The sequence below is a fragment of the Sphingobacterium bovistauri genome (assembly GCF_020295405.1).
Classification (GTDB): Bacteria; Bacteroidota; Bacteroidia; order Sphingobacteriales; family Sphingobacteriaceae; genus Sphingobacterium; species Sphingobacterium bovistauri.
Genome location: NZ_JADEYP010000047.1, coordinates 1 through 12,731, shown reverse-complemented (window position 1 = coordinate 12,731; position 12,731 = coordinate 1). Strand labels below are relative to the sequence as shown.

The window sequence follows — 12,731 nt, the reverse complement described above, 5'->3', positions numbered from 1 at the left end:
ATTGTACTTTCATATCGTTTTTTGGGTGCACCTCAATTTACAAAAAATTGAGGACAAAAAACATAAGCCCCGCCATTATTTTTTAATGACGGGGCTCTTTAATTAACAGACCTTTTTAGACAGCCTCTTTGCAGTTATTTCTTACTAAACGTTTTGGAGTATTGAAGGATATTATCAATCGTCGATTGATTTGGCTCAATTATTAGATTTTTAATTTCGTTTTTAATTTTTGCCTCAAATGCTTCTTCATTTGTTGTCTCGTCTACGCTTGTGTAAGTTTTTTCTTCTGTTTGAGTAAAGTTTTCTACCATAAGCAATTGATTATTTGTTATTATATTAACGTAGTATCAAAAGCTTTATTGTGAAAAATTTAACATTTTTTTATTTTTTGTTATTAATGTATTTGTTAGCTTCTACAATAGCGTTATAAGCATTAACAATACCACCACTAACTGAAATCTCATCTAGGTAAACTTTCTTAGTGCTACCATCTTTCTTGATTTTAACTTTTTGATCTACTTTAGTGACAGATTTCATAATAATTTCTTTCACTTCTTTGGCAGACAATTGAGGATAATAAGCTCTCAATAATGAAGCTAAACCAGCAACTACTGGAGCTGCCATACTTGTACCTTGTTGTTCTTTGTATTTGTTTTCAGGCATAGTTGAATTTATTTCAACACCAGGAGCAAATACATCCACAGATTTATAGCCAAAATTTGAAAAATCAGCTAATAACTCGTCATTTAATTTCCAAGATGTAGCACCTACAGTCATCCAATTACTCGCTTCACCTTTGACTGCATTTTGATCATCTGTAAAATATTTAGTTGGAAAATTAGGGTTAATGTCAATGTCTTTGGAGTCATTGCCTGCTGCATGTATTAATAATACATCCTTTTCTTGAGCATAACGTACTGCCTCATCAACAGTTTTTTTATTATAAACATATCCTTTACCAAAGCTCATATTTATAACTCTTGCGCCATTATCTACAGCATAACGAATACCATTCGCGACATCTTTATCTCTTTCATCACCATTTGGTACTACTCGTAGAGACATAATTTGAACATGGTCAGCTACGCCATTGATTCCAATATTATTATTGCGTTTCGCTCCAATAATACCCGCAACGTGTGTTCCATGTCCTGCATCTGGACCTTTTACATCAGGATTACCATAGTATCTTTCACTTGCATCTTCGTAGTTGTCACCAACAATATTACGCGGATTAAATTCTTTGTTTAAATGATATTTTATTTGTGATGAAAAGTACTCATCGGCATCCTTAATATCTTCATAGAATTTCTCAAATGAATCTTTTTCCGTTGCTTTTTTAATAATTGAAATGGCTGTTTTGATATCTCTATTTTCAGTTTTGTAGTTTTCAATATCTGTTTTGCTGATATCTTTTGGTTCTTTGCCAATTTCGGAAACGAATTTATCAACGTTCAATTTCAACCTGCCATAGTTTGTGTTTCCAAAGTTTGCCTCATCATATTTTGATGTATAATCCGAAATCATTTTTTGATATGCCACGAATTCTCTGCGCTGCTCTTCATTTAATTTTGTGGAAGGAAGAACAGATGAATATATAGGATCGTATTTAGCAATTAAACGAGTGACTTCTAGGTTATCGTAATTTACGTTTTCACCATTAGCACCTCCGATAAAATTCCAGCCATATTTGTCATCTATATAGCCGTTTTTATCATCATCTTTTCCGTTTTTGTTTCCTTCCTTTTTATTAATCCAAAGTACATCTTTAAGGTCTTCGTGTAATACATCTACACCACCATCTATTACAGCTACAATTACTGGAGTAGCTTTTCTTCCTTTTAATAGTTCGTAAGCTTTTTCAGTACTTATCCCCATGATACCATCTGTTTTATAATCTAGATTGTACCAATTAGCAGGAGCTTTATCCTTTTTATCTTGTGCAATACCCGCAAAAGGCAATATTCCTATTCCCAATAAGGCTATAAAAATTTTTGTTTTATGCATATTTATGTTGTAAAAAATGTCGTACAAATATAAGGCGATTATTGTGCCAATGGGTGTTAAAATTAGTTAATACATTATATATAATTTAAATATTGTAGTTCTGCATATAGATTTTAAGTATCTTGTACAGTTGTATTAGCTTTAATTTAGATTAGCTCGGTATAATTAAATATAAAAATAAATATTTAAACACTATTAATTTGTTTTTTCACTATGTTAGCCTCTAAAAACAATTGGATGATAATTTTAAGTATGGCAGTCGTGTCTTGCTCCCAAAAAGCTGAAAAAGATCCTGTCACTTGGCCTGCTGCACAGGCTCCAGTTGCGGATATCAAACCGCACAATCGTATAATTCATGGTGATACCGTAGTAGATAACTATTATTGGTTGAATGATTTCTTCAAAAAGGGTTCTGATTCTTCTAATGTCGTTAAATATCTCGAAGCTGAAAATGCATATACCAAACAAATGATGGCTGGTACAGAGGATTTTCAACAAAAACTTTTTGAAGAGATGAAGGGGCGCATCAAAGAGAAGGATGAGTCTGTTCCATATTTCTTTAATGGTTATTATTATTATAATCGTACTGATGAAGGTAAACAATATTATAAATATTGTCGTAAAAAAAGTTCTCTGGACGCGGTTGAAGAAGTTTTGCTAGATGTTGATAAAATGGCTGAAGGAAAGCCTTACTACGCTATTGGTGGTGTTTCCATTAGTCCTGATAACAAATTATTAGTATATGGTGTAGATGAAGTTTCGCGTAGAGAATATGTGTTGCACGTGAAAAATCTTGAAACAGGAGAAATTTATAAAGACAAAATAACTCGTACTAGTGGCGGTGCTACTTGGGCAGCTGATAATAAGACATTCTTTTATACAGCTAAAAATGCGGTGACGTTATTGTCTGAAAAAATCAAAAGACATGCTTTGGGTACGGATGAGAGTAAGGATGTAGTGGTGTATGATGAAAAGGATAATACAAATTATATCGGTGTAGGTAAGTCTAAAGATGGGAAGTATATATTTATTCAATCTCAGAATACAATGAGTTCTGAAGTAAGGTATTTAGGAGCAGACAATCCAAATGGTGAATTCAAATTATTTCAACCAAGGATGAAAGATGTTATCTATTCCGTAACTCCTTTAGCAGATAAATTTTTAATTGTATCTAATGCAGATGGCGCATTAAACTTTAAGGTGTCTGAAGCTCCATTGGATAAGACTACTAAGGAAAATTGGAAAGATTTTATCCCTCACCGTAAAGATGTTTTGGTTCAAGGGTTAGACGAGTTCAAAGAGTTTTTAGTTGTATCTGAACGTAAAAATGGGTTGACCAATCTTTCAATTCGCAATTTAAAAGATAATTCGGTTCATGATTTAGATTTTGGTGAGGCAGCATTTACTGTGTATCCTAGTGTAAATAGAGAATATGATACAGATGTAGTTCGTTATGGTTATACTTCTATGGTTACACCATCTTCTACATTTGATTATAACATGAAAACCAAGGATAAAACTTTGCTGAAGCAACAGGAAGTATTAGGAGGTTATGATACCGAACAATATGTTACTGAGCGTACGTTTGCAACAGCAACAGATGGAACAAAAGTTCCTATTTCTTTGGTTTACAAAAATGGTACTAAAAAAGATGGTTCTGCGCCATTATATCTTTACGCATATGGTTCTTATGGTTCTTCGATGGACCCAACATTCAGTTCGGCTCGATTATCATTGCTTGATAGAGGATTTATCTATGCTATAGCACATATTCGAGGTGGTGAAGAAATGGGCCGTCAATGGTATGAAGATGGTAAGATGATGAAAAAGATTAATACGTTTACCGATTTTATTGATTGTGGTAAGTATTTAATTGAGAATAAATACACTTCAAAAGGTCATTTGTATGCTGAGGGTGGTAGTGCAGGAGGTTTGCTGATGGGTGCAGTTATTAATATGGCGCCAGACTTATGGAATGGGGTGATAGCAGCGGTTCCTTTTGTGGATGTGGTGAATACGATGTTAGATGACTCTATTCCCTTGACTACGAATGAATACGATGAATGGGGGAATCCAAACAATAAGGAAGCTTATGACTATATGAAATCTTATTCACCGTATGAAAACATTGAAGCGAAGGAATATCCCAATATGCTTGTGACGACAGGGCTTCATGATAGTCAAGTTCAATATTTCGAACCTGCAAAGTGGGTAGCTAAATTGAGGACAATGAAGACGGGTAATAATGTTTTGATGCTTAAAACAGATATGGATTTTGGTCATGGAGGTGCTTCTGGACGATTCGATTATCTGAAAGATCAAGCTCTAGAGTGGGCGTTTATCCTGAAATTGGAAGGAATTACTAAATAATAAATTTATATATGTTGAAAATACGCATTTTATTTGCATTCTTAATTCTGTTTACATTCACTACAACTTATGCCCAGCAAGCGGAAAGTTTTGTGGTAAACCCAAGTAAGTCATTAGTGAGTTGGGCTGGTAAGAAGATTGTTGGCGGAAATACACAAGGAACAATATTGGTGTCTAATGGTTCATTGGCTTTTGCTAATAAGCAGTTGAAATCAGGAACTATTACGATGGATACGAAATCCATTAATTCAGAAAAATCATCACCTCGTTTGGTGGCTCATTTGAAAAATGCAGATTTCTTTGATGTCGAAAAACACCCAACAGCTACTTATGTAATTACATCTGTAAAAACACAAAATAATGTGGCTACAGTAAATGGGAAAATAACGATTAAAGGAATTACTAAAGATTTATCTTTTCCTGCAGAAGTAACTTATAGTAAAGACGTCGTTGTAGCCAAGGCGATTGGTGTAAAGGTAAATCGTACTTTATTTGATGTGAAATATAAATCAGGAAGTTTATTTTCGGGGCTGGGCGATGGTGCAATCGAAGATGACTTTGTCTTAGATATTACCTTAGTTGCAGAAAAGAAATAAGGATATTTATAAATAAAAAGAAGGGCTTCAACATCATGTTGAAGCCCTTCTTTTTTATTTAATAGTCGATTTATTCATGTCGCATCCACATCCTGAGCCGCACCCGTTCTGCTTTTTTGATTTTGATGGAATGAATTTCCGAATAACTGAAATGACAGCAATCGCGAAAATAATGGCTATAATGATATATTGAATTGTTAATGACATAATCGAATTATTTTAAAAGTTGGTATGCAATTAATGCAGCTATATAGGCTAAGCCTGTCATGAATCCAGCTTGAATAGCTGTCCATTTCCATGAACCAGTTTCTTTACGAACAACACCAATAGTTGCCATACATTGCATTGCGAATGCATAAAATAATAATAACGAAATACCTGTGGCAAAATTGTATGTTTGCTCCCCTGTGTTTCTATTTACTTCGGATTTCATACGTTGAAATAAAGTTGCTTTTTGTTCGTCATCTTCAATATCAACTTCCTCTCCAAGAGAATACACAACAGCTACGGTACCTACAAATACTTCACGTGCAGCAAATGAAGCCAATAGACCAATACCTATTTTCCAATCGTAACCTAAAGGACGTATAGCTGGTTCAATAGCTTGACCTAAATAACCTAAATAGGAATATTCAGTCTTGTATGCTGACACTTCATTTTGAATCTCTTCTTCGCTCAAATGAGGTTTTTCCATAGCAATATATTTCTCCGGCTGAGTGAAACGATCGTTTGGACCGAAGCTTCCTAATACCCAAAGTATAATAGAAATAGCTAAGATAATTTTACCAGCACCTAATAAAAAACCTAATGACTTTTCCCAAACGGTATTCAAAACATTTTTGAAATCTGGTGTTTTGTACGTTGGTAATTCAAATATTAAATAGGAGTTTCGAACAGATTTAATGATTTTATTTAAAACCAATGCTGATAGTAATGCTCCAATGATACCCAAAAGGTACATCCCAAATAAAGTAATCCCCTGCAGGTTAAATCCTAAGAAATCTCTATCCGGAATTACTAGACCAATGATTACAATATAAATTGGTAAACGAGCGGCACATGTCATGAACGGAGTCACCAGCATCGTCAATAAACGTTCTTTAGGATTCTCAATATTTCGTGCTGACATGACAGCTGGAATAGCACAAGCTACACCTGACATCAATGGAATTACAGATTTACCATTCAATCCAAATGGTTTTAGCCAACGGTCCATGAGAAATACGACACGACTCATGTAGCCAGTTTCTTCCATTATGGCTATAAATAGGAATAAAATTACGATTTGCGGTAGGAATATTACAATGCCCCCGATACCAGCTATTATTCCATTTACTAGTAAATCGTTCAATGGTCCCTCAGGAAAGTTTGCTGCAACAAATTCACCCAATGAAGCAAATATACCATCAACCCCATCCATTAATGGACCTGACCAATTATAAATTGCTTGGAAAATAAAGAATAATATTCCGAAAAAAATTACATAGCCAAATATTGGATGAATAAGAATACTATCAACTTTGTCTGTGAATGAGAGTTTTTTGTTCTCTGATTTTGAAAGAATTGAGACTAAATCATTTTGCACCTTGTCATGACGGATAATGGATTCTTCTTTTTGCAATTGTTGTGCAGAAATTTGATATTTATCACGTATAGACTTAAGCTGTTGACTTATATCTTGAGGATGAATATTTTGGCTATCTAACGCTAAATGTAACCAAGTTTTATATTCGGTGTCTAATGGAAATAATTTCTTCGCTTCATCAATAGCAGGCTGATATGAAGCAGGGAGATTCATTGCTCCAAAATATGGCCCTACTTCTTGATTAAATACTTTTATTAAAGCGTCAACACCAGTCCCCGTACGTGCATTAGTTTTGTAAACTTTGGTTTTAAGATATTGCTCTAGTTTGCTATAATCAATGCTTAGGCCTTTCGCGTTAATCTCATCTTCCATATTGATGACAAAAATGGCAGGAAGTCCGATTTCGCGAACCTGTTGATATATAATAATACCTCTACTAATTGTACTTGGCTCCGAGACGACAACAACTAATTCAGGGTAATCTTCATTTTCTTTTTGGAGTAAGGTTTTTAAAACGACTTCTTCATCAAGAGAATTCGGAAAAAGCGTATAGGTGCCAGGCAAATCAATAATAGAATACTCTTGATCATTTGCTGTTATCGTACCTTGTCTTTTTTCTACGGTAATACCAGGATAATTACCTACTTTTTGATTGAGTTTTGTTATTCTATTGAAAAGAGAAGTTTTTCCTACATTAGGATTTCCTAATAATGCTATAGTTTTTTTCTTCATTATATTTTATGAGCTAAAATTAAAGCTGCCTCAGATTTGCGGATGGCAATTAATGAATCGTCGTGTTTGATTTGAATACATACAGGTCCATTAAAAGGAGCTTTGTGCTTAATTTTGATGATGGATCCAGGTGCAAAACCTAATTCATAGAATTTTGCGGGTAATGTATCATTCAGAAAAGAATCAATTACAGCTTCATCGTTTTTACTAAGTTTATCTAGTGAAACTTTATTTTGCATAGTATAGTCGAGTAATATTGAATTCAAAAATTCAAAGTTACTCAAATTAGGTTAGTCGTACGAAGCCTTATTGTCAAATCTTTGTTAGGTTATTTAGAATTATTAAAAATAAAATTTTCTTTAAATGAAAAGGAGTCCAATTCTGTGTTTGAATTGGACTCCTTTTTTATATTCATTATGTCTTAGTGATTGTGCCCCTCGTGCTCGTCGTGTTTGTGGTCTTCATGATTATGTTCATGAGAACCATGGTCGTGGTCATGCTGCTCGTGATTGTGGTCATGATCATGTCCACCATGACTGTGGTCATGCGTAGGGAACAAGAACGTTGTCAAAGAAAGACCTATACCTAAGAAGACGGCAGCCATTTTTTTCTTGTTGAATTTGTGATGATCCGCAGAGCCTGATTCAAATAAAATTGTTGTAGAAATATGCAAGAAAATACCTATTACGACAGCCATTATCTTATCAAAATGTTGCGAAATGTTGCTTACTTCTCCATCACTCAAAAACTTACTTGTCAAAAATCCAAGTGGAGTCATTGCAGCAAATACAAACAACATAATCGTTATTGTTTGCTTTTTAAGATGTGTATTCAATAATAAACTTCCTAATGCAAATGCTGCTGGAATATGGTGAATCGCTATACCAAATACCAATTGACTTTGGTGTCCAGCAACTAAAGGCATACCTTCTAAGAATGCATGAAGACATAAACTAATCATGATACCTAGCGGAAAACCTGTATTCTCATGTTGGTGAATATGACCATGCTCAATACCTTGGGAGAATTGCTCGAGTAAAAGTTGGAAAATAAAACCTCCTAAAATATATAATCCAATGATTTCTGGACTTGTATTGCCATCATGATAGGCGTGAGGAATTAAATGTAGTACAGTAATAGCAAATAAATATGCACCACTAAATGATAATATTAGTTTTAGGTAATTGGTGTTATCGCGTTTTACAAAAAATACTGCCAAACCAGCCACGAAAGCTGAAATAAATAGTATCGAAACAATAAGAATAGGATTCATAAATTATATTATGTCGTTAAATTTTGTTTTTTTTCAATAAAGGAGGGGACAAATCGATTGAATAAATAGCCCGAAGTCAATCCAATACTCATACCCACTAAAGCGCCGCATAGGATATCAAATGGATAGTGTACACCTACATATATTTGTGAGAAAGATATTGCGGCAGCCCAAAGTAGACACAACCAGAGCGTATGACGCCATTTACGACGAAATAATACTATCCAAAAGAAGGCCATTGCAAAATGATTGGTAGCGTGCGAACTCGTAAAACTGTAGCCTGAGCCACAACGTACTCGTGTGTTAACTTCATGCTTAAATTCTATGTCATTGCATGGACGAATACGTTTAACATTTTTCTTAATTAAGTGAGATGAAACGGCGTCTGATGCAGCAAAATTGAGTAAAGTACATGCGACAATAACAACACCTAGTTTACCATAATGCTTGATAAAAAAAATAATAAGAAACAAATACAATGGAGCCCATGTGAATGGATTTCGTAAGATAGGAAGGAGCCAATCAAATACAGGATTACTTAATCCTTGGTTGATGACTAAAAATATTTCTTTATCTAAATCGATTATTTCTTGTAACATAAGTTTGATTCCAGTTTATGTATAATAAGCTAAAATACACTATTTTCAAACAACGTGAAATATATTTCGACTCTAAAATACACAAAGTTGCAACAAAGGTATGCTTTTTCTTATTATTTAAGAATATTTGTTGTCTTTTTTTTATTTAATCTTAATTTTACACCTCATAAACTTTAACAATCATTATGACTTTAATAAAATCCATTTCTGGAATACGTGGTACAATAGGAGGTAGAGCTTCCGAAGGATTGACACCAATTGATATTGTGAAATTTACAGCAGCTTTTGGTAAGATCCTTATTGGAAAATCTGGAAACAGAAAAATTGTGCTGGGTCGCGATGCGCGTGAGTCAGGTGAAATGGTGAGTAACTTGGTAGTTGGTACTTTACAAAGTATAGGCGCTGAGGTTATTAATCTTGGATTATCAACTACACCTACAGTGGAAATTGCCGTGCCATTAGAAAATGCTGCTGGCGGTATTATTCTTACGGCTTCTCATAATCCAGGGCAATGGAATGCTTTAAAGTTGTTGAATGAAAAAGGAGAATTTATTTCTGATATTGAGGGTAAGGAAGTGTTGACTTTGGGCGAAAGCTTAGATTTTGATTTTGCAGAAGTTCAAGATTTGGGAAAAGTTATTAATGACGAATCTTATTTGCAAAAACATATTGACGCCGTACTGGCTCTTGAATATGTGGATGTAGAAGCTATTAGAAATGCTAATTTTAAAGTTGCGGTAGATGCGGTAAATAGTACCGGAGGGATTTTTATCCCTGCTTTATTGAAAGCATTGGGTGTAGAGACTATTTTCAAAATTCACTGCGAGCCTAATGGTAAATTTCCACACAATCCTGAACCATTAAAAGAACACTTAACTGATTTGTCGGCTGCTGTTTTAGAAAATGGAGCTGATTTGGGAATTGCTGTTGACCCTGATGTGGATCGTTTGGTATTCATGATGGAAGATGGTGAATTATTTGGTGAAGAATATACGTTAGTTGCTGTAGCTGATTATATTCTTTCTAAGAAAAAAGGGAACACCGTGTCGAATCTTTCTTCGACAAGAGCACTTCGTGATGTGACTTTAGCACATGGTGGAGAATATTTCGCAGCAGCGGTAGGAGAGGTCAATGTAGTAACGAAGATGAAAGAAGTTGATGCTGTCATCGGTGGCGAAGGTAATGGAGGTGTTATTTATCCGGCTTCACATTATGGTCGTGATGCTTTGGTAGGTGTAGCAATTTTGTTGTCACACTTAGCAAAATTGGGTAAGAAAATGTCTGAATACCGTGCTGAGTTGCCACAATATTACATGTCAAAAAATAAAATCACATTGACGCCAGAATTAGATATTGACGGATTATTGGATGCGATGCAGAAAAATTATGCACATGAAAATCATTCGACAATTGACGGATTGAAAATCGACTTTGAAAATGAATGGGTGCACTTGCGTAAATCGAATACAGAACCTATTATTCGTATCTATTCGGAAGGACCAACGCCAGAAGCAGCAGAAGCCATAGCGCAAAAGATAATGAATGAAATGCAAGAAATCATTTCTAAATAAAACAAAATAGTCCTCGAGATTCTCGAGGACTATTTTGTTTTATGAAGGACTAACTTAGACCGCGGTATAACCACCATCTACTAATATATAAGAACCTGTCACAAAAGAAGACTTATCAGAGCTTAAGAAAGCAACGACCTCTGCGACTTCATCTGCTTCTCCAAGACGGCCTAAAGCATGTTTAGCTTTTAGGGCATCGATAATTTCTGGGGTTAAGTTATTTTCTAAGAGAGGAGTCATTATATAACCTGGTCCTACGGCATTACATCTTATGTTTTTAGTTCCATATTCAGCAGCAATGTTTTTGGTTAGACCGACTACACCGTGTTTTGTAGTCGTATAAGCTGGAGAATTTATAGCTGCTACAGTACCATGCACTGATGAAATGTTGACAATAGATCCACCACCATTTTTTACCATTGCTTGCAATTGATATTTACAGCCATAGAACACACCATTTAGATTGATATCTAATACTTTTTTCCAGCCTTCTAAAGAATAGTCTTGCGTCAGATTGGCTTCACCGCCGATTCCTGCATTATTACAAGCGATGTCTAATTCCCCAAATTCTTTAACAGTTGCGGCAACTAATGCTTCATTATCTACTGCCGATGATGAGTCTGCTTTAAAGAATGCAGCTTTTCCACCGACGTTCTTTATCATATCTACAGTTTCGTTACCACCTTTTTCGTTTATATCAGATACCATAACAGCTGCACCTTGTTTAGCATACAGTAATGCTACTGCACGACCGATACCCGAACCGGCTCCTGTTACTAACGCTACTTTATTTTCTAAATCTTTCATAAGCCTTGAATTTAATGTCGTTTAATTAACTGCAATAAAATAACAGATTTGTTTGCGTTAAAAAAGTGATATTCCGTACTTAAAAAGATAATTTGGATGACTAGATTTTTAGGAACATAATTAAAAGCAAAAGCCTTCGAAATTTCGAAGGCTTCAATCTATAATAATTAATTAAACATGTAAACTATACAAACTGCGCATGTTGATAATGTCTTTGCAATCTCTTTTGATTCCTAGCGTCTAGGTATGATGCTGCAGCCCATATAGCCGCAGGTAACCATCCGATCAATGTACATTGAAGGATAATACACAATATGCCGACTATAATTCTCCCTCTCAAAAAGAAGGATAACCAAGGAAATAAAACAGCTATAAGTATCATCATGCTGTTTATAATTATACTAATGGGTTTTCTTCTTCTGCAACAGTCTCCTCAGCTTTAGGTTCTGCATCTTTACGCTCAACAATGATTTTACAGTCGGTCACTATGGCAGCGATAGCACCTACAGCAGCAAAAATAGGAGCTAAGAATACACCCACTATACCAATTGAAACTGGAAAACTGATAATTTCTTTTTCGTTTTTATCTGCTATTGTGATTTTAGTTACGTTAGCTTCATTGAAAAGGTCTTTTACTTTCTTAAGTAAGTTTTCACCTGAAATATTAAATGTCTCTTTGTATGCCATGATATTTATGTTTTAATATGTTTTAACAATTGCTTTTGTGATTATGTTTCAAAAGTAAGTTGTAACTTTTTTTAATTTTAGTGGGATTAGGTAAACTTAGTTGCTTAATCGGTGAAACACGTTTTTATTTCGGTCAAATATTACTTATACGATTTGTTTAATAAATTTTAATAATTTGATATTCTAAGTTCTCCTCTTTTTAATTTTATTTCTCAGTTGAACAGCTGCTTACGCGATTTTCAAAAAATAAACTCTAATAAAGCTTGGAAGTAGTTGTAATTCTTTTCTATCTTTGCACCACTCCGCAAGGGAGGAACGGTTCTTCGGAACATGAAATAAGAGGATAGAGGCTGTTTAAACAGGGAAACTTGTGAAAACATAAAGAAAAAAAACTTCAAATAAATTTTGGAAGTTTAAATAAAGTTTCTACCTTTGCAGTCCCGACGGAAACGAAGGGAAAACAAAACAAGATAAGTACAGCAGTAATGCTCGAAATATAAGCAG

At 34.5% G+C, this 12,731-nt stretch carries 13 protein-coding genes; 3 read left to right on the top strand and 10 right to left on the bottom strand.

Annotated elements, in window-relative coordinates; translation table 11 throughout:
* Positions 1-134: 134 nt before the first annotated feature.
* A complete protein-coding gene (locus IPZ78_RS16800) occupies positions 135-311 on the bottom strand; it encodes a hypothetical protein (protein WP_225555143.1) in 177 nt (58 codons plus the stop codon).
* 70 nt (positions 312-381) lie between these two features.
* Positions 382-2,007, bottom strand: coding sequence for a S8 family peptidase (locus IPZ78_RS16795; protein WP_225555142.1), 1,626 nt, complete (start codon positions 2,005-2,007; stop codon positions 382-384).
* Positions 2,008-2,244: 237 nt separating this feature from the next.
* Here IPZ78_RS16795 and IPZ78_RS16790 point away from each other — a divergent pair, with 237 nt between their 5' ends.
* Positions 2,245-4,377 (top strand): S9 family peptidase, encoded by a 2,133-nt coding sequence (locus IPZ78_RS16790; RefSeq protein WP_225555141.1) that lies wholly within the window; start codon positions 2,245-2,247, stop codon positions 4,375-4,377.
* An 11-nt stretch (positions 4,378-4,388) separates the two neighbouring features.
* The gene (locus IPZ78_RS16785) at positions 4,389-4,973 is read left to right on the top strand and encodes a YceI family protein (RefSeq protein ID WP_225555140.1); all 585 of its coding nucleotides are present in this window, start codon (positions 4,389-4,391) and stop codon (positions 4,971-4,973) included.
* A 54-nt stretch (positions 4,974-5,027) separates the two neighbouring features.
* Here IPZ78_RS16785 and IPZ78_RS17410 read toward each other — a convergent pair whose 3' ends face one another.
* The 5 genes from IPZ78_RS17410 to IPZ78_RS16760 all read right to left on the bottom strand — a co-directional run bounded on the left by IPZ78_RS17410 (position 5,028) and on the right by IPZ78_RS16760 (position 9,162).
* Entirely contained in the window at positions 5,028-5,180 is a 153-nt protein-coding gene (locus tag IPZ78_RS17410; protein ID WP_225555139.1) for a FeoB-associated Cys-rich membrane protein, read from the bottom strand.
* Positions 5,181-5,187: 7 nt separating this feature from the next.
* The gene (feoB, locus tag IPZ78_RS16775) at positions 5,188-7,290 is read right to left on the bottom strand and encodes a ferrous iron transport protein B (RefSeq protein ID WP_225555138.1); all 2,103 of its coding nucleotides are present in this window, start codon (positions 7,288-7,290) and stop codon (positions 5,188-5,190) included.
* Positions 7,290-7,529, bottom strand: coding sequence for a FeoA family protein (locus IPZ78_RS16770; RefSeq protein ID WP_225555137.1), 240 nt, complete (start codon positions 7,527-7,529; stop codon positions 7,290-7,292). Before IPZ78_RS16770 ends, feoB begins: the two co-directional genes overlap by 1 nt.
* A gap of 182 nt (positions 7,530-7,711) precedes the next feature.
* Positions 7,712-8,563, bottom strand: a complete 852-nt coding sequence (locus tag IPZ78_RS16765; RefSeq protein WP_317197586.1) for a ZIP family metal transporter — start codon at positions 8,561-8,563, stop codon at positions 7,712-7,714.
* Positions 8,564-8,571: 8 nt separating this feature from the next.
* Positions 8,572-9,162 (bottom strand): phosphatase PAP2 family protein, encoded by a 591-nt coding sequence (locus IPZ78_RS16760; protein ID WP_225555136.1) that lies wholly within the window; start codon positions 9,160-9,162, stop codon positions 8,572-8,574.
* 185 nt (positions 9,163-9,347) lie between these two features.
* Between IPZ78_RS16760 and glmM the strand changes: the two genes are divergently transcribed.
* The gene (glmM, locus tag IPZ78_RS16755; protein WP_225555135.1) at positions 9,348-10,733 is read left to right on the top strand and encodes a phosphoglucosamine mutase; all 1,386 of its coding nucleotides are present in this window, start codon (positions 9,348-9,350) and stop codon (positions 10,731-10,733) included.
* Between the two features lie 54 nt (positions 10,734-10,787).
* Here the strand turns inward: glmM and IPZ78_RS16750 are convergent, their stop codons facing one another.
* The 3 genes from IPZ78_RS16750 to IPZ78_RS16740 form a co-directional block, all read right to left on the bottom strand.
* Entirely contained in the window at positions 10,788-11,540 is a 753-nt protein-coding gene (locus IPZ78_RS16750; RefSeq protein WP_225555134.1) for an SDR family NAD(P)-dependent oxidoreductase, read from the bottom strand.
* Between the two features lie 184 nt (positions 11,541-11,724).
* A complete protein-coding gene (locus tag IPZ78_RS16745; protein ID WP_225555133.1) occupies positions 11,725-11,925 on the bottom strand; it encodes a YqaE/Pmp3 family membrane protein in 201 nt (66 codons plus the stop codon).
* Between the two features lie 11 nt (positions 11,926-11,936).
* Positions 11,937-12,227 (bottom strand): DUF4342 domain-containing protein, encoded by a 291-nt coding sequence (locus IPZ78_RS16740; RefSeq protein WP_225555132.1) that lies wholly within the window; start codon positions 12,225-12,227, stop codon positions 11,937-11,939.
* Between the last annotated feature and the right edge of the window lie 504 nt (positions 12,228-12,731).

Bases quoted from the DNA above. Each gene is read 5' to 3' on its own strand.
- IPZ78_RS16800 (WP_225555143.1), bottom strand. From the start codon at position 311: ATGGTAGAAAACTTTACTCAAACAGAAGAAAAAACTTACACAAGCGTA.
- IPZ78_RS17410 (WP_225555139.1), bottom strand. From the start codon at position 5,180: ATGTCATTAACAATTCAATATATCATTATAGCCATTATTTTCGCGATT.
- IPZ78_RS16750 (WP_225555134.1), bottom strand. From the start codon at position 11,540: ATGAAAGATTTAGAAAATAAAGTAGCGTTAGTAACAGGAGCCGGTTCG.
- glmM (WP_225555135.1), top strand. From the start codon at position 9,348: ATGACTTTAATAAAATCCATTTCTGGAATACGTGGTACAATAGGAGGT.
- IPZ78_RS16770 (WP_225555137.1), bottom strand. From the start codon at position 7,529: ATGCAAAATAAAGTTTCACTAGATAAACTTAGTAAAAACGATGAAGCT.
- IPZ78_RS16745 (WP_225555133.1), bottom strand. From the start codon at position 11,925: ATGATGATACTTATAGCTGTTTTATTTCCTTGGTTATCCTTCTTTTTG.
- IPZ78_RS16785 (WP_225555140.1), top strand. From the start codon at position 4,389: ATGTTGAAAATACGCATTTTATTTGCATTCTTAATTCTGTTTACATTC.
- IPZ78_RS16795 (WP_225555142.1), bottom strand. From the start codon at position 2,007: ATGCATAAAACAAAAATTTTTATAGCCTTATTGGGAATAGGAATATTG.
- IPZ78_RS16765 (WP_317197586.1), bottom strand. From the start codon at position 8,563: ATGAATCCTATTCTTATTGTTTCGATACTATTTATTTCAGCTTTCGTG.
- IPZ78_RS16790 (WP_225555141.1), top strand. From the start codon at position 2,245: ATGATAATTTTAAGTATGGCAGTCGTGTCTTGCTCCCAAAAAGCTGAA.
- IPZ78_RS16760 (WP_225555136.1), bottom strand. From the start codon at position 9,162: ATGTTACAAGAAATAATCGATTTAGATAAAGAAATATTTTTAGTCATC.
- IPZ78_RS16740 (WP_225555132.1), bottom strand. From the start codon at position 12,227: ATGGCATACAAAGAGACATTTAATATTTCAGGTGAAAACTTACTTAAG.
- feoB (WP_225555138.1), bottom strand. From the start codon at position 7,290: ATGAAGAAAAAAACTATAGCATTATTAGGAAATCCTAATGTAGGAAAA.